Origin of the sequence: Nocardia suismassiliense (assembly GCF_900269665.1) — a bacterium.
GTDB lineage: Bacteria > Actinomycetota > Actinomycetes > Mycobacteriales > Mycobacteriaceae > Nocardia > Nocardia suismassiliense.
Genome location: NZ_LT985361.1, coordinates 3,665,262 through 3,684,384, shown reverse-complemented (window position 1 = coordinate 3,684,384; position 19,123 = coordinate 3,665,262). Strand labels below are relative to the sequence as shown.

The window sequence follows — 19,123 nt, the reverse complement described above, 5'->3', positions numbered from 1 at the left end:
GCCGGACCCCGGGTAGTGCGATCACGTCCATCGAAACGGAAATCCGAGGAAGGGACGCAGCATGAGCCAAGTCAACCCCATTCAGGTGCAGAAGTACTTGTCCGGCGTCGACTATCCGTGCGACCGCGACAGCATTGTCTCCGCGGCCAAGAACAACGGTGCCGACAAAAATATCCTCAATGCGCTGGAGTCGATGCCCGATCGGGTCTACGAGGGCCCGAGCGGTGTCAGCGAAGCTGTCTCCTCGTAGCTACTGAAAATCCCGAGCAATGTTGCGGTAGGCGACTATTCGCCTACCGCACTCCCTTGCCACCGTTCAGGTGTGTCCGCCGCCGGCTGCCTTGCCGATGCTCTGCAAAGTAAACCCGGTACCGTTCAGTAGCCCCTCATCGAGCAGATTGCGGGTGTCCACAATGACGGCTCGGTCGACGTGCGTCGCCAGCTTCACCCAGTCCAGCGAACGGAACTCGGGCCACTCGGTGAGGATGACGATCGCGGCAGCGCCCTTGGCCACCAGGTACGGGTCGTCCACTACTTGGATGCCGTCGAGTCCCAAGTGACCCGACTCCGGCACACACGGATCGTAAGCGGTGACCGTTGCGTCGTGCCGGGAGAGTTGCCGCGCGATCGCGATCGCTGGGGATTCGCGTAGGTCGCCCGTCCCGGCTTTGAACGTCAGCCCGAGGAGCCCGATCCGGGTACCCGAGAGCGAGCCGTCGACCGCGCCCGTGACCGCGCGACGGATCTTGCGCATTACCAGGGCGTGCTGATGGTCGTTGGTGCGCAAGGCATCCCGGACCATGGCGAAGTCCACCCCGGAGGCTTCCGCGGCGCGCAACAGCGCGCGCGTATCTTTCGGCAGACACGAGCCACCCCAGCCGGGGCCGGGCGCGAGGAAGGCCGGCCCGATCCGATCGTCCATGCCCATCGCCTCGGTCACCTTGGTGATGTCGGCATCGACCTGTTCGCAGAGTTCGGCCAGCGTATTCACGAACGAAAGTTTCACCGCGAGAAAGGCATTGCTGGCGTACTTGGCGAGTTCCGCACTGGCCGAGTCGGTGCGCAGGACCGGTGCGCCGGTGCCTGCGTAGAGCGCGGCGACCCGGTCGGCCGCCTCGCGGTCCTGCTCGGCGGCCCCGACCAGCACCCGGTCCGGGTTCAGGAAGTCGTCGACGGCGTGGCCCTCGCGCAAGAATTCGGGATTGCTGATGACAGGCGTGCTCGCGAGACCCGCGATCGTGGGTATCCGCGCCGCCGTCCCCACCGGGACAGTGGATTTGGTGACGAGCACGCAATCGCGCGCGAGGACGGTGGCCAGTGTGCGCAGCGCGTCCTCGAGCACGCCGAGGTCGGCCGTGCCCCCGGCACCCATGGGGGTGGGCAGGCACAGCAGAACGACTTCGCATTCGTGGAGTTCAGCAGGGTCCGCAGTGAATACGAGCCGGTTCTCCGCGAGCCCTTCCCGGACCAGTTCCGGCAAGCCTGGCTCGACGATCGAAACCGTGCCTGCGCGAAGGGCTTCCACCTTGGGCTCGTCATTGTCCAGGCAGACCACATGATGTCCCAGATGAGCGAGGCAAGCGGCGCTGGTGAGTCCCACATAACCGGCACCGACCACGCCGACACGACTACCCATGGCGCACCTTCTCTCCCAGTAGGCCGGACGCGGCCGTCAGCACATGTTCGGGTCGCACCATGAGCAACCCCGGGTCCGGGCGGTCGCCGTGCGGATCGCCGACGTGCCCGGCCCACAGCGTGCGATGCTGTTCGGCCGTGGCGGGCGGCCCCCAGTGCCGCGGCGGGGTGGGGCCGAACACCAGCACCGACGGTGTGCCGAACGCGGTCGCGAGATGTCCGACGCCGGTGTCGCCGCACACGACCAAGGCCGCCGCCGCCACCAGCGCGGCGAGTTCCGTCAGGCCGGTACGTCCCGCGTAGACCGCGGTAGGCGGCAATCCGGCCTGTTCCGCGACCGCAGCGGCCAACGGCATTTCGCTGCGCGATCCGGTGACCACGACACGGTGGCCGTCGGCCCCGAGTTCCCGTGCCACGCGCGCGAAATGATCGGCAGGCCAGCGTCGGGCGGGGTGAGCCGCACCGGGATGGATCACCACCACGTTCGACTCGGCGGCGGGCTCGCGCGGCTCAGGCAATCGCAACGCGGCCGGGTCGGCGTCGATCCCCGCGTACTCGAGCAGTCGGCACCAGCGATCCACCTCGTGCATGTCCGCGCGCCACGCCGGACCCGGCAGCTCCGGAAAATCCGAATGACGATGGGACAGTATGTCGTCCGCGCCCAGCGCCAGCAGATCGCGGATACTCTCCGGCCCGCAGCCGTGCAGGTTCACCGCCAGCCTCGGTGGTGCGCCGTGCCAGCGCAACGCGCCGAGGCCCGCGGTGGGCAGCAGTTCGTCGACCGCATCGATGAGATCGACCAGACTGCGCAGCCCTTCCGGCGCGGCGAGCACGATCCGATCGTCCGGGTACGCACTGCGTAGCCCGCGCAGCGCGGGCAAGACGGTCAGCAGGTCGCCGAGTCCGAGCGCGCGAAGCACGAGAATCGAGCGGCTCAAGGCCACGATCCCTCGACCGACGCGCAGACGACCATCTCCCGCACCTCACAGCCCGGCGGCTGGCGCAACGCGAACAGCACTGTTTCGGCAACATCGCTGGGCTGGTTGAGTTTCGCGTCGGGCGGCGGCTTGTACTGCTCGTCGCGGTCGTCGAAGAAGGCCGTGTGCATGCCGCCCGGAATCAGCAGGGTCACCCCGACGCTGCCCGCGGTTTCGGCGGCCAGTGCCCTGGTGAACCCGACGACGCCGAATTTCGAGGCGCAGTAGGCGGTCGCGTCCCCGACGGCCTTGATACCGAGGGTGGACGCACAGGTCACCACCGTCCCGTTGCTCTCCCGCAGCGACGGCAGCGCGGCGCGGACGACCGCGACCGTGCCGAGCAGGTTGACCTGGATCACGTTCTCCCACTTGGCCGTCGGCACCTTGTCCAGCGGGCCGCAGGCATCGGTTCCGGCCGCGGTGAAGACGCCGTCGATGCGCCCGTCCGCGCGCTCGACGAGTTCGTGCACCGCGCGCTCGGCGGCGGCGGTGTCGGCGAGGTCGGCCAGCACGAAGTCGACGGATTCCTCGGGCTCGACCCGGTCGATCACCAAGGGACGGCCCCCGTTTTTACGGACAGCGGTGGTCACCGCAGCACCCAGCCCGGAGGCTCCGCCGGTGACCAAGATATTGCCAAGGGTTCGCATTGCGCTCCTTCGTATCAGTCGGCCGATCGCGCCGCCGCGACCAGTTGCGTGGTCGAGTAGCCGGGAACAGTGGGGACCAGCGCTATTTCGCCGCCGTAGCCGTGCACGACCTCGGCTTCGGGTAGCTCAGCGCCGGTGTAGTCGCCGCCTTTGACCCAGACGTCGGGGCGCAGGCGGTCCAGCACGGCGCTCGGTGTCGATTCGTCGAATACGACGACGGCGTCCACCGAGGCGAGTTCGGTGAGCAGGCGCGCGCGGTCCCGGGCGGCGACGATCGGGCGCTGCGGGCCTTTCAGATTGCGCACGGACGCATCGGAATTCAGGCAGACCACCAACGCGTCGCCCATGGCGCGCGCTTGGCGCAGCAGGCTCACATGACCCGGATGCAGCAGATCGAAACAACCGCCGGTGGCGACCAGCCTGCCGCCCTGCGCCTTGATACGTGCCGCCAGCTCGAACGCCGAACCACCCTGCTCCACACGGGATTTCCTGGTGGCCGGGCGACGGTCGCAGGTGGACATGGTCGCCGCGCCGCCGGCCGCGACGAATCTCGCCGCCACTTCCACGGCGTGCGAGACCGCGTCCGCCACCGTCGACCCGTCGAGCAGCGCGGCCGCCGCGGCCGACGCGAATCGGTCTCCCGCCCCGCAGGTATCCGAGTGGATGTGGCTCGCGACCCGCACCTCGGCGGGCACGGGCACCACGGTGAGCCGCTTGCCGTTGGCGAGCACCGCCCCGCCCGAACCGGTGGTGACCGCAACAGAATCGGCGACCCACTCGTCCCGCAGTACCTTCGCCAACTCGTCGGGTTGCTGATAACCGGGCGCGAAGTGGCGGGCCTCCTTCAGGTTCGGCGAGACCAGCAACGCACCCGGCGTCGGCGCCGGACCGCGCGGGTGCGGATCCCACACCACCGGCACGGTCCGCGCCAGCTCGGTGAGCAGGCGCCGGATCCGCGGGTGCGCGGCGACGCCGCGCCCGTAATCCGCGACGAGGATCGCACCCGCCGAGCGCAGCGTGCTGGTGACCGCCGCGCTCACCGAACCGGCATCGGCGGTCCCGCCACCGGTGTCGAGCCGCAGTAGCGACTGACCGGCGGCGCGCACCCGAGTCTTGCGAACCGTCTCGCCGCGCAACATCATCGGCACGACTTCCACATGCCGGTCGAGCAGCCGCGCGAGGGTGCGGCCCGCGCGATCGTCGGCGGTCGCGGTGATGAGCGACACCGCGTCGACCGACTGCGCGGCCAGCGCGGCGGCCAGTCCCGCACCGCCCGGGCGTAGCCATTGGCGTTCCACATCCACTACGGGCACGGGCGCCTCGGGGCACAGCCGGTCGGCGACACCTTCGATGTCGACGTCCAGGATGCTGTCACCGACCACTACCAGCGGCTTCATGTCGGCACCCCCAGCGCTTCGTCGAGCGCTGTGCAGAGGGCATGCACCAAGACCAGGTGCACCTCCTGCACGGTGGCGGTGCTCGGCGCCTCGACGGCCAGCGCGTCATCGCACAGTGACGCAAGCGGATTGGGCGCAGGACCGGTGATCGCCCAGGTGGTGACGCCGATGTCGTGCGCCGCCTTCGCCGCGGCGACCACGTTCGGGCTGGTGCCGCTGGTGGACAGCAGGACGAGCACATCGCGGGGCCTGCCGTGCGCGCGAACCTGACGCGCGAACATCTCGGTCTCGCCGTAGTCGTTGACGATGGCGGTGCCCGCCGAGGTGTCGGCGTGCAAGGCGATGGCCGACAGTGGTCGCCGCTCATTGCGGAAGCGGCCGACCAGTTCTGCGGTCAGGTGCTGGGCTTCGGCGGCACTGCCACCGTTGCCGCAGGCCAGCAACCTGCCACCATTGTCGAACACCGCCGCCAGGTCGTGTCCCCACCTGCGGATACTCGGTGCGAACCGACTGTTGCGTTCCAGTGCTGTGCGCAGTGCCGCGAAATGCTCCTCGATCACGTCATACTCCTGTCCGCAGACGCCCCGGCCTGCCTGCACTGAGTTCTTCTGCCACCATGACGACTTGTTCCGGAGTGATGGATTCGAGGCACGGATGCCCCACCACCGGGCACTCGCGGGCCCGGGTGCCGCGGCAGCCGGCGTGTTGATCACCGAGCAGGGCCACCGGCACTCCGTAGGGCGCCCAACGCGCCGCGGGTACGACCGGTGCGAAGAGGGAAACCACCGGTGTCCGTACGGCCGCGGCCAGATGCGCCGGACCAGTATTGGGCGCCACCACTACGCTGGCATCGCGTAGCACGGCAGCGAGTTCGGGCAACGTAGTGACGCCACCGAGATCGATGGCGTAGTCCCGGGCGACGGCGGCGGTGAGGGATCGATCGGTCATGCCCCCGGTCACGATCACTCGATGACCGGCCAGTGCCAGGGCGGCGACGATGGCCGCCGAACGATCTGCGGACGGCTGCCGCGCCGGTACCGAGGCGGCCGGATGCACCACCACGTAGCCCGGTTCGCCGGTCCAGCCGGAAACGTCCGGCAGGGGTTGGCGCACAGCGAGTTTCCCGTCGTCGCCGGGCGGCAGCCGGAAACCGGCGGCCTCGGCGAGCGACAGCGCGCGTTCGGCTTCCGGCGGATCGCCCTCGACGCGATGGCGCAGATCCAACAGCGCACCCGGATAGTCCTCCGAGATCGCGCCGATCCACGGCACACCCGCCATCCGGAACAGCAGGGCCAGCGGCAGCGGCGACTGATGGAAGGAGGTGAGGATCAAAGCCGAATCTATTGCTAGGGAACGTATTTCGTCCACGAACGCACCGATACTCGCCGACGTGATCGCGGGTGGCTCCAGGTCGATCCACGGCGCACACCAGGTCACGACCTGGTCCACGCCGGGCAGCAGCTCGGCCGCCGCTCGGCCGCGCGGCCCGGCCAGCAGCGTCACCGAATCGACGTGCGCGGCTACCGCGCGCACGCACGGCCCGGCCAGCAGCACATCGCCGACGTTGTCCATTCGCGCGACCAGCGCCCGGCGGGTCACGACACACCCGCCATCGCCAACCGGACGGCCTCGGTCAGATCTCGCGCCACGGTCGCCTCACGCCGTGCGCGCTCCACCTCTTCGGGCCGGGTGCGCGCCGTGGGCACCAGGATCGCGCGGGCGCCCGCCGAGGTCGCGGCGGCGACATCGGCGCCGGTATCGCCGATGAGAACACATCGGCGGACATCGACACCGAGTTGCGCGGCGGCCTGTTGCACCATGCCCGGCGCGGGTTTTCGGCACGCACAGCCGTCGTCTTCGGCGTGCACACAGACCTGCCACGTGCCGAACGGTCCGAGCAACTCCTCGACCCGCGAGTTCACCGCGGCCAGTTGCGCCGGACTGATCAACCCGCGCCCGACACCGGATTGATTGCTCACGATGCCGAGCCGCAGCCCGGCCGCGCGCACCGATCGGAGCGCGTCGGCCGCGCCCGGCACCGGCCGAACCTTGCTGGGATCGGCGTTATACGGCACATCGACGATGAGGGTGTCGTCCCGGTCGAAGAGCAAGGCCAGCGGCGAGGCGTGCGTGGCGTGCCGATGGCGCCATTCACCGCGCAGTCGATGCCAGCACGCGGCGGGCGGAATCAGCGCGCTGGTCAGCGTCATTCGGCCGATCTCGCCGGGCGTGCGCGGACCCGGCGCGATCCGGCGTGCGGCGAAATCGCCGGTCAACGCCGTCCACACCGTCGCGCAGGCGAGGGCGGCGCGGGTCCGCCCAGCCACGCCGAGCGCGAGGGCCGCCGCACCGGCTGCCGTGGTGAGCGCGTGCCGAGGCAGCATCCCGGTGTTCTCGCCGATGCGCTGCCGCCAGCGAGCGCCGTACTTGCGCCGCATCAACGCGTTGTCCGCGTTCCCGCGTTGCGCGCGCACACTGGCCAGCAGCCCGGATTCCCGGACCGGGTGGCAGGTGCGCCGGCGCCCGTCCGCGATGCGATACCCGGCGAGGCAGACGCGCAGCGCCAGATCGGCGTCCTCGCGGAAGGCCCGCGGGAACCGTTCATCGAAGCCGCCGACCTCGTCCAGGACGGATCGGCGGTAGGCCATATCGGCGGTAATCCATTGCGCGGTAGCCAGTCCGGCGACACCGCGTTCCTCGTCGGTGGGCCTGCGGTGCGCAGGCAGAGGTACATCTATCTGTGCGGTGGAAGCCGCCGTGCGCGCATCGAGATCGCGCAGATCGTCGGCCAACCGGGCGGGCCAATCCGGCGCGATGACCACATCGTCATCGAGGAAGGCGATCCACGTACCGGTGGCCTGTCGCCACCCCGCGTTGCGCGCGGCAGCGGGGCCTCGGCCACCCGAGCGGACGAGCCGCACCGGCGGGACTGTGTCCGGCAGTGAAAGGTCTTCGCCGCTCGGCCGATCGTCCACCACAACGATTTCCCGCGGTTTCGGACCCGCCGCGGCATCGAGCGACTCGAGCAACACCCGCAGGTTCGCCCGGCCGGTGGTCGGAATGACGACGCTGAAGTCCACCAGCTCGTTCATGCGCGCCGCACCAGGAACGAGCCGATGGCCAGCAGATCGATCGGGGCGGACCCGAAGCACTCGAGCGCGTCGCGCGGCGAGTCGACCATCGGCCTGCCCGCGGTATTGAGACTGGTGTTGATCACCACGGGCAACCCTGTGCGCCGGTCGAATTCGGCCAGCATCCGCGCCAGCACCGGTTTCTCCGCGGCATCGACGGTCTGCACCCGGGCGGTGCCGTCCACATGAGTCACGGCCGGGATGCGGTCGCGCCAAGCCGGGACGACATCGTGGACGAACAACATGTACGGGCTCGGCAACGGACCGCGTTCGAAGATCTCGGACGCCCGCTCGGCCAGCACCATCGGCGCGACCGGCCGGAACTGTTCGCGCCCCTTCACATCGTTGAGGCGTTCCAGATTCGCCGATCGACCGGGATGTGCCAGCAGCGAACGGTGTCCGAGCGCACGCGGGCCGAACTCGGCCCGGCCTTGGAACCAGGCCACGACTTGGTCTTCCGCGAGGGCCTGGGCCACCGCGGCGGCAACGTCTTCCGATTTCGTGTACCGCACCTTGGCGGTGCGCAGCATGGTTTCCAGCTCCTCGTCCGACCACTCGCGACCGAGGTCGGCTCCCCACATCGGGGCGGCAGGCTCACCGAACTCGGCGGCCAATTGCAACGCGGCACCCAGCGCGGTGCCCGCGTCGCCCGCTGCGGGCTGCACCCAGATCTCGTCGTACGGACCTTCGGCGTGCAAGCGAGTGTTGGCGACGCAGTTGAGCGCGATGCCGCCGGCCAGCGTGAGATGCCGCTGCCCGGTCTGCTGATGCAGCCAGGACGTCAACTCCAGCAACACATCTTCGAGCCTGCGTTGCACACTCGCGGTCAGATCGGCGTGGTCGCGACTCAGTTCGCCGCCGGTCACCTTGGGCGCGAAGGACTCCCAGTCCACGGGTTCGGTGCGGAAACCGCCGTCACCGGTGGCATAGACCAATTCGCGGAACTGATCCAGGAACCGCGGCGTGCCGTACGAGGCGAGGGCCATCACCTTGTACTCATCACTGGACCGGGCGAAGCCGAGATGTTCGGTGAGATCCTCGTACATCAGCCCGAGCGAGTGCGGCAACTGCTGTGCCGCCAGCTCCACGAACTTGCCGTCGCGGTATTCACCGGCGAGATAGGACTGGCTTTCACCGCGTCCGTCGGCCACCAGGACCGCCGAGTCACCCAGGGGTGCCGCCAGCGCCGCGGACGCGGCATGGGCCAGATGATGTCGCACGAAGCGCACGATCCCGGGATCGAGGCCGGGCAATGCGGCGGCCAGGAACCCAGGTGCCCGGCGCGCGTAATCCGTTCGGGTCGCTTCACTTTTCTGGTCGAGCCCGCCGAGCGAATGATCGACCAGTCCCGGGTCGTAGGAGTAACCCACGGCGTCGAGCTGATCGGGGCGCAGGCCCGCGCGCTCGAGGCACCACGCGGCGGCTTGCTCAGGCAGCTCCCAGGTGGAGAACGGCACCGGCCGCTTGCCGTGTTTGCGGCGGGTGAACCGCTCTTCTTCGGCGGCCGCGACGATTTCGCCGTCCACGATCACGGCGGCAGCAGGGTCGTGGAATACCGCGTTGATTCCGAGGATGCGCACAGGCTGCCTTCCTGCTCGAAATACGAAGTCTTATCGATCTTTCCGATGACATCTGGTCGCTACCCGGCTACGTCATCGTCAAACAGCCGTGCCGCGACAACACTGGTCAATGCGGTGTTGTCGCGGTCCGGCGCGGCGAACCAGTCGATCGTGCGCCGCAGCCCTTCGGCCCGGCCGACCACCGGCCGCCAGCCCAATTCGCGCTCAGCCAGCGAAATATCCGGACAACGTCGCTGGGGGTCGTCGATCGCGCCGTCGATGTAGGTCACCGGGGATTTGCTGCCGATCGCCGCACGGATCTCCTCGGCGAGGCTGCACACCGAGACCTCATGCGGATTGCCGATATTGATCGGCCCCGGATGGTCGGCGGACGCCAGCGCGAGCAGACCGCGCACGGTGTCTTCGACGTAACACAGCGATCGGGTCTGCTCGCCGGTGCCCGCGATGGTCAACGGCGTGTTCGACAGGGCCTGCGCGATAAAGGTGGGCACCATGCGACCGTCGTCGGTGCGCATCCGCGGGCCGTAAGTATTGAAGATCCGGGCAATTCCGGTATCCACGTTCCGTTCCCGGCGCAACGCCATGGTCAACGCCTCGGCATATCGTTTCGCCTCGTCGTAGACGCTGCGCGGGCCGATCGGATTGACATGGCCCCAGTACTGTTCGGTCTGCGGGTGTACGGCCGGGTCACCGTAGACCTCACTGGTCGACGCGAGCACGAATCGGGCGCGGTTCCGCTCGGCCAGTTCGAGGGCGTTGGCGGTCCCGACCGATCCGGCTCGTAAGGTTTCGATCGGCAGCCGCAGATAGTCCGGCGGCGACGCGGCGGAGGCGAGATGGAAGACCACATCGAAGGCGCCCATCGTCGGCAACGGCTCGGTGATGTCGTGCCGCATGAGCTCGAACCCGGGACGGTCCAATAGCTGGGAAACGTTGTCGGGTGCGGAGGTAGCGAAATTGTCGAGTGCGACCACTGCCGTGCCTGCCGCGAGCAACTGCTCACACAGATGCGATCCGACGAATCCACAACCGCCGGTCACCAACGCACGGTGGAATTTCGTGGACACGTTATCTCCCCTCCCCCGAGCCGCCAGCCCGTACACGACGGTCAATAGATCCGGAACCGGTGAAAAGTCCCTCGCGGGCGCGGTCGAGCGAACGCCCGCTCGTTGCCGCGGCGGTCACCCGCCGGTACTCGCGCAAGGTGTCCCTGCCGATCCGGTTCCACGAATAGCGTGCGTGCACCCGCTCGTGCCCGGCGTTCCCGTACTGGCGCCGAACGTCGGGCGCGGCCAGCAGATCCCGCACCGCCGCAGCGAGTTTCGCGGGTTCCCGAGGAGTCACCAACCGGCCGGTCACCCCGTCGACGACGGTGTCGATGAGCCCGCCCACCGCACTGGCGACCACGGGAACACCGCACGCCATCGCCTCCAGCGGGGTGATGCCGAACGGCTCGTACCACGGCGTGCACACCATCACGTCCGCCGACCTGAGCAGCGGGGCCACCTGCGTTCTCGGCACCTGCCCCACCATGCGCAGCCGGTCCCTGACGCCGAGTTCGTCGGCCAGTGCCAATAGTCGCCTGCCCTCCGGATCGTCGGCGACGGCACGGTCGTCCGGACCACCGACCAGCACCAGCTCGGTGTCCGGCAGGCTGGCGAGCGCAGTGATCGCGGTGTCGAAACCCTTGCGCGGCACCAGCCTTCCGACACTCACCACCCGATGCGCAGCCGACTTCTCGGCGCAGGGCCCGTCGGGGGTGAACTGCGCGAGATCGACGCCACAGGGAATCACCGATGTCCGCGCCCGCGGTACGCCCATCCTGGCGAGTTCGAAGACCTCGTCGGTGCAGGTGGCGATGATGCGGTCGGTCTGCTGGGCAATCCCTTGCTCGAGCTCTATGCGATCGGCCGGGCTGGTGTCGTCCGCGCCCTGGTAGCGGCGCTTCACCACGCCGAGCGCGTGAAAGGTCTGTACCACCGGTATTCCGGCGGGTCGAGCGGCCGCGAGGGCGGCGAGCCCGGACATCCAGAAGTGTGCGTGCACCACATCGGGGCGCTCGTGACGCCACTGCGTTGCCAGGAAATTCCCGAATTCGCCCATGTGCGGCAGCAATTCGTCCTTCGGCAAGGGTCGCGCGGGCCCGGCTGGAACGCCGATCACGCGATATCCCTGCTCGGTGGTGACCGTCCCCGCCGAGGCGTCGTCTTCGCGCCGGGTATAGACGGTGACCTCGTGCCCCTGCCTGCACAGCGCCGCCGACAGCTCGGCGACATGAACGTTCTGTCCGCCGGCGTCGACGCCGCCCAGCGCGGCGAGTGGGCTGGCGTGTTCGGACACCATCGCGATCTTCATGAGTGTGCCTTCCGCTCGGGGACACTGCTTGCTTCGGTGATCTCGGCGAGCACGGAGTCCCACCGGCGTAGGAAGAGGTCGAGGCCGAAATGCTCGAGCGCGAATTGCCGGGCGGATTTGCCCGCGAGCACCGCCAAGTCGGGCTCGTGCAGGAATTCGTCGAACTTCGCGGTCAGCGACGTGACATCGGTCGAGAGCAAGCCCGCTTCGGGCGGCACGGCGCCGACGGCCTCGGTGGTGGCAAGTGCCACGACCGGCATGCCCAGGTGCATGGCTTCCAGCAGGGACAAGCCGAGCGAGGTCCATCGCGCGGTATGCAGGTACACCCGTCTGCGCGCCATTTCCCGGTGCAGTTCTGATTGCGCCAAGTCACCGACGCCCTGAATCGGGTATTTGCTCGGTCTGTCCGCTTCGAACTCGGTGGCCCCGATGCCGTACAGATCGACCGGGCCGCGCATCGCGAAAGCGGGCAAAAGGTCACTGCCGGTGATCCTTCCGCGCCGCATCGGTTCGTTGATCAGCGCGACACCGTGCGCCAGCTCGCCGGTGTACAGGGGGCCGGGATCCACGATGCCGTGCGGCACGACGCGGGTCGGCGCGCGGCCGTTGTCCCACATCAGGTCGTTGAAGTGGGTGACGTGCACGATCGGGATGTCGGTGCGATCGGCCAGTGGGTGCGTGGTGGTCGCCGCGCTCGGGCGTGGGGTGTTGTGTTCGACATAGACCGCCGGAATGTCGACACCGATCCGACGGCCGAGCCATTGCTCGGCGAGCTCGAGCTCCTCCGGACGTTGCAGAACAACGACATCCGGGTCGATTCCGCGCAATTCGTGCACCGGCACCTCGCGAGCGGACGGCCAGTCGCGGCCACACCGCCCGCGACCCCACGGCCCGCCACCGTCGACCACGGGGAGCAGGTACCGATGCCTGCCTTGCACGAACGACGTTGTCCATGAGCCGTGCACGTGCCATAGCAGCACCGTGAGCTGGTCGGTTTTCGGCGTCATGTGCATAGCTCTTGCCGATTGCCGCCGACTCAAACAGAAGTCGCACAACAGCCACCGTTCGGCTATCCGCTATGTCCCGTACGCACCGGTCGGCGTGGTTGTCGCCACCGGCGGTTTGGATCATGGATGTCCGGCAACACCGGCGTTATGAGCGGATCTGACGTTGTCACATTTGCCGATGACCATCGGGTGATCGAAATCCTCGACCCGGCGACCGGCGCCGCGGTCGGCGAGGTGCCCATGGCCGATCCCGCGGAGATCGATCAATGCGTGCGGACGGCCAATCATGTTCAGCCACTGTGGGCACGGACTCCGGCGGGTGAACGGGCCGCCGCACTGCGCGCCGGCGCCGCCTTGCTGCGCGAACGCGCCGATGAACTCGCCGAGCTCAATAAGGCCGAGACGGGTCGCCCTGCGCCGGAGGGCAAGGAAGGTGTGCTGGCCGGTGCCGCGACGCTGGAGCAGTATGCCGAATTGGGCCCGGTGCATCGCGGCAAGAGCCTGCAAGGCGACTTCGACGCCACCGACTTCATGGTGTGGGAACCGCGCGGCGTCGTGGTCGCGCTGACGCCGTGGAACGATCCGGTGGCGGTGTCCTGCGGTTTGCTCGGCGCCGCGCTGGCCACCGGGAATGTGGTCATCTACAAACCCAGTGAACGCGCGCCGCACACCGGCCGCCTGCTCGGTGAGTTGCTCGCCGGCGTGCTGCCGGAGAATGTCCTGCAAACGGTGCACGGTAACGGACAGGTCGGCGCACTGCTCGCCGCTCGCCCGGACGTGCATGTCGTCGCGCACGTCGGCAGCACGACCACCGGCCGCGCTATCGCGAAAAGCACTGCGCAGACGGGCGCCAAGGCCCTGCTGGAGAACGGCGGCAACGACGCACTCGTCGTCGACTCCGGGGTGGCCGTCGAGTGGGCCGCCGAACAGGCGGCGCTCGGTGCGTTCGCGAACTCGGGTCAGATCTGTGTTTCCGTCGAGCGGATCTTCGTGCACCGGGACGTGGCCACCGATTTTCTGGCCGCGCTGGTCGCCGCGGCCGAGTCATGGAAGGCGGCGCCGCTGGTCGACCGGCGCCATCGCGAACACGTGCACGCGCAGGTGCGCGACGCAATCGAGCACGGGGCCGAACTACTGACCGGCGGCGTGCTGCCGGGCGGTGCCGGGGCGCACTATCCGGCTACGGTGCTGGCAGAGTGCGAGCCGAGCATGCGAATCATGCGTGAGGAAACGTTCGGTCCGGTCGCGCCGGTCCGGGTGGTGAATACCTTCGAACAGGGCATCGCCGAGGCCGCGAACGACGAATATGGCCTCGCAGCAACAGTTCTCACGCCGTCCATGGCGAATGCACAGCACGCCTGGCGGACACTGCCGGTGGGTACGGTCAAGATCAACGCGGTGTTCGGCGGGGCGCCCGGCGGCGCTGCGCAGCCACGCCGGGCCAGTGGAACCGGATTCGGTTACGGTCCAGAACTATTGGACGAAATGAGTCAGATGAAGGTCGTGCACCTGCGTCCCGCGCCGAGGTGAGCCATGCGGGTACTCGTGACCGGCTGGCCGAGTTTTGTGCACGGCGAAGCTACGGCCGGAGATGTGTTGAGCATGCGCCGGGTGTGCGACGCGCTCGCCGCCGCCGAGGTGCCGCACGACAGCGCGTGGAGTCCGGTGTTCCGTTCCGAGGCTTTGCATTTGGACAAGGCCGACGCTGGACGCTACTCACATCTCGTGTTCGTCTGCGGACCCGCGCACGGGGAGCAGGTGCGGACCCTGCACCATCGTTATGCGAACTGCCGGCGCATCGCCGTCGGCGTTTCCGTCATCGATCCGGACGACGCGGCGGTCACCGGGTTCCATCGCGTGCTGGCGCGCGATGGACTCTCCACCGCGCGACCGGACATGTCCGTCGCGGCGCGTACGGTGCACGTTCCGGTGGTCGGTGTGATCCTCGCCCCGGGACAGGCCGAGTACGGGACAGCCCGTCGTCATCAGTCCGTACACCAGGCCTTGACGAGCTGGTTGGGCGAACTCGATTGCGCGCGAATACCTCTCGACACGAGGCTGGCGTCCGATGATTGGCGGCTGTGCCGTACGCCGGACCAGCTCGCCTCGATATTCGCTCGCCTCGATGCGGTGGTCACCACACGCTTGCACGGCTTGGTGCTCGGACTGCGGGCGGGCGTCCCGGTCCTCGCGGTGGATCCCATTGCCGGTGGCGGAAAGGTCAGCGCGCAGGCGCAGGCGCTCGACTGGCCCGCGCTGATTTCCGCCGAACAAGCCGTTGCCCCTGGCGGATTCGAACAATGGTGGCACTGGTGCCTGTCGCCGGCCGGGCGGGCCCGGGCCGGGCGACGCGACCTCCCCGACGTCGATGCGCTGACCGAGGAGCTGCTGCATGAGCTGCGCACGGGACAGTCGATATGAGTCCGGCCGCCGCGAAGACCACCGTGGTCATCGCGACCCGCAACCGTGCCGCCGAGTTGTTCCGCACCTTGACGGAGTTGCGCGCCTTGCATCCCCGTCCCCCTATCGTGTTGGTAGACAATGCTTCTACCGACCACACTGCCGACGTAGCGGCGAGTTTCCCTGGCGTGGAAGTCATCCGCTCGCCGCGCAATCTCGGCGCGGCGGCACGCAACCTCGGCGTCGCTACGGCCCGGACGCCGTACGTGGCGTTCAGTGACGACGATTCATGGTGGGCCGGTGACGCGCTGCCCGAAGCCGAGCGGCTACTCGACGCCCATCCGCGGCTCGGCCTCATCGCGGGACGCACGCTCGTCGGTGCCGCCCAGCGGGACGATCCGGTCAACGAGTTGATGGCTACCAGCCCGCTCGGCCATCCGCCACACTTGCCCGGCCCGTTGGTGCTCGGCTTCCTGGCCTGTGCGGCGATCGTCCGGAAGGAGGCCTATCTGCGGGCCGCCGGGTTCAGTTCACTGCTGCATTTCGGCGCCGAAGAACGTTTGCTGTCGCTAGATCTCGCGGCCGACGGCTGGCACCTCTGTTATGTGCCGCAGGTGCGCGCCCATCACCACCCCTCCACCCGGCGACCGCCGCGGCCGTGGCGCAGGCGAATCGAACAGCGCAACAACGCGTTGATCGTCTGGATGCGGCGGCCGCTGCGGCGGTGCGTCACCGAAACCGGTGCGTTGCTGTACCGAGCGGCGCGCGATCCCGGCACGTTGCTGGCGGTCGCGGGTCTCCTTCGTCGCCTGCCGCGAGCGTTGGCACAGCGGCGGCGGCTGCCACCGGAGGTGGAACACGGCGCACGGACGCTCGAACTTCTCCATGAAAGGAAGTGACCGGATGGCCACGGACCGAATGACGGTCGTCATCATCACCCGCGACCGGCGCGAAACCCTGCTGGGCACGCTCGAGCATATGACCGCGCTACCCGATGCCGCGCCGATCATCCTCGTCGACAACGGGTCCAGCGACGGCACCGCCGATGCGGTGGCCGCGAAATTTCCGATGGTTGAGCTCATCCGCTCACCGGACAATCTGGGGGCGGTGGCCAGAAACATCGCGGTCGAGCGGGCGCACACCCCCTATGTGGCGTTCTGCGACGACGACACCCGGTGGCAGCCAGGTGCTTTGACTCGCGCCGCCGATCTGCTCGATCAGTACCCCGGCCTGGGTTCGGTGACCGGGCGGTGTCTGGTCGCGCCCGATCTCCGCGAGGATCCGATCACCCCGGAACTGCGTGATTCACCGATCTCGGGACCCGACTGGCTGCCGGGGCCCGCGCTGCTCGGGGTGATGGCGGGCTTGTCCGCCTTCCGGGTCACCGCCTTCAAGGAGGTCGGCGGCTTCTCCGAACGACTGTGGTTCGGCGGCGAAGAGGAACTGCTCGCCCTCGACCTCGCGGCGAACGGCTGGTGGATGGTCTGGGAAGCGGACATGCTGATCCATCACGAGCCGTCGCGGACCCGGAATTCGACCCATCGTCGCCGACTCGGTATCCGAAACACCTTGTGGACCTTGTGGTTACGCCGCCCGGTGCGCAGCGCGGCCCGACGGTCCGCCGTCGTGCTCAGGTCGGCTCCCACTGATCGGACGACGCTGGCGGCCGTCCTGGACACCCTGCGTGGACTGCCGTGGGTGCTGCGCGAACGAAAGGTCGTGCCGTCGAGCGTCGAAGCCGGCCTGGTGCTGTTGGAGGAGTCCCAGCGCCGTTCGCCCGCAAGACGTTACGTCGGCTGAGCGCGGTGCGGCGGCCGATGCCGAGTACCTCCGCGCACGGGAAAGGAGCGCTGACTGTGGTGGAAGCGAGCAAGCAGGTGGTGGTCGGTCTGCTCGCCGATCCCGATCTGCCGTCCCGGCTCGCCCGGCGGCTCGGCGACCTGCTCGCCGACGAGCTGGCACGTCGCATCGACAACGACACCTCCTGGACGGTCGAAGTGATCGCCGACCCGTTCGAGGCCATGTATCCCGACCACGACTATCTCATCGACAAAGCCCGCGAACGGGTGCGGGACACCGAATGGGATCTGGCCCTGTGCCTCACCGATCTGCCGATGTACGACGAGCAGGGCGTGGTCATGGCCAAGGTCGACGCTGCCCACCGCATCGCGTTGATCTCGCTGCCCGCGCTGGGCGGCATACGGCTGCGCCGCCGGCTCGCCGATCTGGCGGTCGCCCTCACCGCGGCGCTTCGGCAGCAGGGAACCCCCACGCTGGCAGACGATTTGGCGAAACGACTGCCGCACACCCGGGTCGATCGAGGCACAACCGATGACACCGCGCAGCTCCGGTATACCGGCACAGCTGGGTTACCTCGCTTACTCGGCGGCATGATTCGCGCGAATCGCCCGTGGCAGTTGTTCGTCGGGCTGTCCACCGCACTGGCCGGGGCCTTGGCAGGCACCGCCTTCGGGGTGCTCTACTCCACTATCTGGCAACTGGCGACCGCGCTCGGCCCGTGGCGGCTCACCGCCGCGACCATTGCCGCGCTCACCACCCTCACCGCCTGGATCGTCGCCGGGCACGGACTCTGGCAAGGATGCGAATCAGCCAGCACCACCGACGATTTGGACCGGCGGCTGCGTAATGCCGGAACGCTCGCGACGGTCGCGGTCGGTGCCACCGCCTTCTCCGCTGCCCTGTATATCCTCGCGTTGGCCGCTGTCGCGCTCGTGGTGCCGCCCGACTATCTGGCCGAAGTTCTGCACCGGCCGGTGCGGGTGCACGACTACCTCGCGATGGCGCTGATGGCCACCATCCTCGGCATCATCGCCGGTGCCGTCGGTTCCGGGCTGGAGAACGACAACACCGTCCGCAAGGCCGCCTACAGCCACCGGGAGCGCGAGCGCAGGCAGCGCGTCGAGCAGCTGCGCCGAGCATGAGCGGATTCGCCTCGCGGCTACCGTGTCCCGGCGTCAGGCCGGGTCGGTAACGAGGTGGTGGTAAGCGGTGTCGAGGGGGAGGTCCACCGCGTACCAGGCTGCTGGTCGATCGTCGTCTCGGGGACACCACGCGGACGCGATGCACAGCCGGGCCACTTCCCCTGCGGCCAAGCCGGGCAGATGCCACGCGATTCCGGCCGGATCCGCATATCGCACACCGTAATCGGTGCTGTCGACCGGGCCGGTCGACAACAGACGCGCCCATCTGACCGGCATCAGCCGACCGTCCGCGGCCTGCATTGCGAGCAGCTCCGCATCCGGGCCGCCGATCGACACCGTGAAGTGCTCGTTCTCGACACTTACCGCCGCGAGGCATTCGCCGGAGTCCGGGCCGCCGTACGCATCGGCGGACAGGTCGGTCAGCGCGGCCGAGACGACCAGTCCGGACACCGCGGCGCGCGCCTGCACCTGCCAGATGCCGGCCCACACGGGGACCGGCGGGCCGTCGTCCCATGGCTTGACGTCGATGCCGCCGATCAGCAGATCCACCGTCGCGGTTCGCTGCTGCCACCGATGTAGATATGAGCCGTTCGCCAAGCGCCACAGGGCATTCGACTCGGCCGATAACACGTCCGACGCAAGCGTGACGGAGAACTCGACGGTGCCGAGGGGCGTGTCGATCACCGCTGGGCGACACGCTGCCTTGGCCAGCTGGTCGGTGGGGAGCATCCGCCCATCATCCAGGGTCGCGAGCACGAGTAGCTGCCCGGCCGGGTCCACCGTGCTCGTTGGCCCATGCCGAGCACCCGCTCGATGGTGAACCGAGTACCGGCGATCCGGCTGGTGATAGGCGCGAGGAATAGCAGACGGTATGGTCTGAATCCGGCGTAGGGAACACCGGTGTGAATCCGGGGCTGTCCCGCAACTGTCACCGAGGAGCGATCCGCCGATTCATGGTCACGGCCTACCCAGGCTGGAAGACCGGCGGGGAGCGTTGATCCGGGAGCCAGGATACCTGCGCCGTGGTATCGGGATCTCACCCACGAGGATGG

Annotated in this window: 18 protein-coding genes and 1 riboswitch; of the genes, 6 read left to right on the top strand and 12 right to left on the bottom strand. The window is 68.5% G+C overall.

The features are described 5' to 3' along the window. The first annotated feature begins 61 nt into the window (after positions 1–61). Complete coding sequence (locus DBO33_RS16655; RefSeq protein ID WP_107655856.1) at positions 62–250, top strand: DUF2795 domain-containing protein; 189 nt, start codon at positions 62–64, stop codon at positions 248–250. 66 nt (positions 251–316) lie between these two features. Here DBO33_RS16655 and DBO33_RS16650 read toward each other — a convergent pair whose 3' ends face one another. From DBO33_RS16650 to DBO33_RS16600, 11 genes are read right to left on the bottom strand one after another with little or no spacing between them, the layout of a single operon-like run. After that, a complete protein-coding gene (locus tag DBO33_RS16650; RefSeq protein ID WP_107655855.1) occupies positions 317–1,636 on the bottom strand; it encodes a UDP-glucose dehydrogenase family protein in 1,320 nt (439 codons plus the stop codon). After that, positions 1,629–2,573, bottom strand: coding sequence for a glycosyltransferase family 9 protein (locus DBO33_RS16645; protein ID WP_234390879.1), 945 nt, complete (start codon positions 2,571–2,573; stop codon positions 1,629–1,631). Before DBO33_RS16645 ends, DBO33_RS16650 begins: the two co-directional genes overlap by 8 nt. Further along, the gene (locus DBO33_RS16640; protein ID WP_107655853.1) at positions 2,570–3,259 is read right to left on the bottom strand and encodes an SDR family oxidoreductase; all 690 of its coding nucleotides are present in this window, start codon (positions 3,257–3,259) and stop codon (positions 2,570–2,572) included. Before DBO33_RS16640 ends, DBO33_RS16645 begins: the two co-directional genes overlap by 4 nt. Before the next feature lie 14 nt (positions 3,260–3,273). Beyond that, positions 3,274–4,656 (bottom strand): D-glycero-beta-D-manno-heptose 1-phosphate adenylyltransferase, encoded by a 1,383-nt coding sequence (rfaE2, locus tag DBO33_RS16635; RefSeq protein WP_107655852.1) that lies wholly within the window; start codon positions 4,654–4,656, stop codon positions 3,274–3,276. Continuing rightward, positions 4,653–5,216 carry a D-sedoheptulose-7-phosphate isomerase gene (locus tag DBO33_RS16630; protein WP_199856661.1) on the bottom strand — a complete coding sequence of 188 codons (564 nt, stop codon included), beginning with the start codon at positions 5,214–5,216 and terminating at the stop codon, positions 4,653–4,655. The genes rfaE2 and DBO33_RS16630 overlap by 4 nt, the downstream gene beginning before the upstream one ends. 1 nt (position 5,217) lies before the next feature. Then, the gene (locus tag DBO33_RS16625) at positions 5,218–6,228 is read right to left on the bottom strand and encodes a glycosyltransferase family 9 protein (protein ID WP_199856973.1); all 1,011 of its coding nucleotides are present in this window, start codon (positions 6,226–6,228) and stop codon (positions 5,218–5,220) included. 23 nt (positions 6,229–6,251) lie between these two features. Further along, positions 6,252–7,748, bottom strand: a complete 1,497-nt coding sequence (locus DBO33_RS16620) for an HAD-IIIA family hydrolase (RefSeq protein WP_107655850.1) — start codon at positions 7,746–7,748, stop codon at positions 6,252–6,254. Beyond that, positions 7,745–9,367, bottom strand: a complete 1,623-nt coding sequence (locus DBO33_RS16615; RefSeq protein WP_107655849.1) for a carbamoyltransferase family protein — start codon at positions 9,365–9,367, stop codon at positions 7,745–7,747. The genes DBO33_RS16620 and DBO33_RS16615 overlap by 4 nt, the downstream gene beginning before the upstream one ends. 59 nt (positions 9,368–9,426) lie before the next feature. After that, on the bottom strand, positions 9,427–10,434 hold the full coding sequence (locus tag DBO33_RS16610) for a UDP-glucuronic acid decarboxylase family protein (protein ID WP_107655848.1): 1,008 nt from the start codon (positions 10,432–10,434) through the stop codon (positions 9,427–9,429). Position 10,435: 1 nt separating this feature from the next. Then, positions 10,436–11,722 carry a glycosyltransferase gene (locus tag DBO33_RS16605; protein ID WP_107655847.1) on the bottom strand — a complete coding sequence of 429 codons (1,287 nt, stop codon included), beginning with the start codon at positions 11,720–11,722 and terminating at the stop codon, positions 10,436–10,438. Further along, on the bottom strand, positions 11,719–12,729 hold the full coding sequence (locus DBO33_RS16600; protein ID WP_107655846.1) for a glycosyltransferase: 1,011 nt from the start codon (positions 12,727–12,729) through the stop codon (positions 11,719–11,721). Before DBO33_RS16600 ends, DBO33_RS16605 begins: the two co-directional genes overlap by 4 nt. A 147-nt stretch (positions 12,730–12,876) precedes the next feature. On the opposite strand from DBO33_RS16600, the gene DBO33_RS16595 reads away from it, so the two are divergent. Genes DBO33_RS16595 through DBO33_RS16575 form a run of 5 tightly spaced genes read left to right on the top strand, consistent with a single transcriptional unit; the run spans position 12,877 to position 18,071 of the window. Next, a complete protein-coding gene (locus DBO33_RS16595) occupies positions 12,877–14,259 on the top strand; it encodes an aldehyde dehydrogenase family protein (RefSeq protein ID WP_107660335.1) in 1,383 nt (460 codons plus the stop codon). A 3-nt stretch (positions 14,260–14,262) separates the two neighbouring features. Continuing rightward, the gene (locus DBO33_RS16590; RefSeq protein ID WP_107655845.1) at positions 14,263–15,150 is read left to right on the top strand and encodes a polysaccharide pyruvyl transferase family protein; all 888 of its coding nucleotides are present in this window, start codon (positions 14,263–14,265) and stop codon (positions 15,148–15,150) included. Continuing rightward, complete coding sequence (locus DBO33_RS16585; protein ID WP_107655844.1) at positions 15,147–16,028, top strand: glycosyltransferase family 2 protein; 882 nt, start codon at positions 15,147–15,149, stop codon at positions 16,026–16,028. Before DBO33_RS16590 ends, DBO33_RS16585 begins: the two co-directional genes overlap by 4 nt. Positions 16,029–16,032: 4 nt before the next feature. After that, entirely contained in the window at positions 16,033–16,929 is an 897-nt protein-coding gene (locus DBO33_RS16580; protein ID WP_107655843.1) for a glycosyltransferase family 2 protein, read from the top strand. 56 nt (positions 16,930–16,985) lie between these two features. Continuing rightward, positions 16,986–18,071, top strand: coding sequence for a hypothetical protein (locus tag DBO33_RS16575; RefSeq protein ID WP_107655842.1), 1,086 nt, complete (start codon positions 16,986–16,988; stop codon positions 18,069–18,071). 33 nt (positions 18,072–18,104) lie between these two features. Here the strand turns inward: DBO33_RS16575 and DBO33_RS16570 are convergent, their stop codons facing one another. Next, positions 18,105–18,851: a hypothetical protein gene (locus DBO33_RS16570; protein ID WP_107655841.1), complete on the bottom strand. Its 747-nt coding sequence runs from the start codon at positions 18,849–18,851 to the stop codon at positions 18,105–18,107. Positions 18,852–18,926: 75 nt separating this feature from the next. Further along, positions 18,927–19,110: riboswitch (cobalamin riboswitch) on the top strand. Positions 19,111–19,123 lie beyond the last annotated feature (13 nt).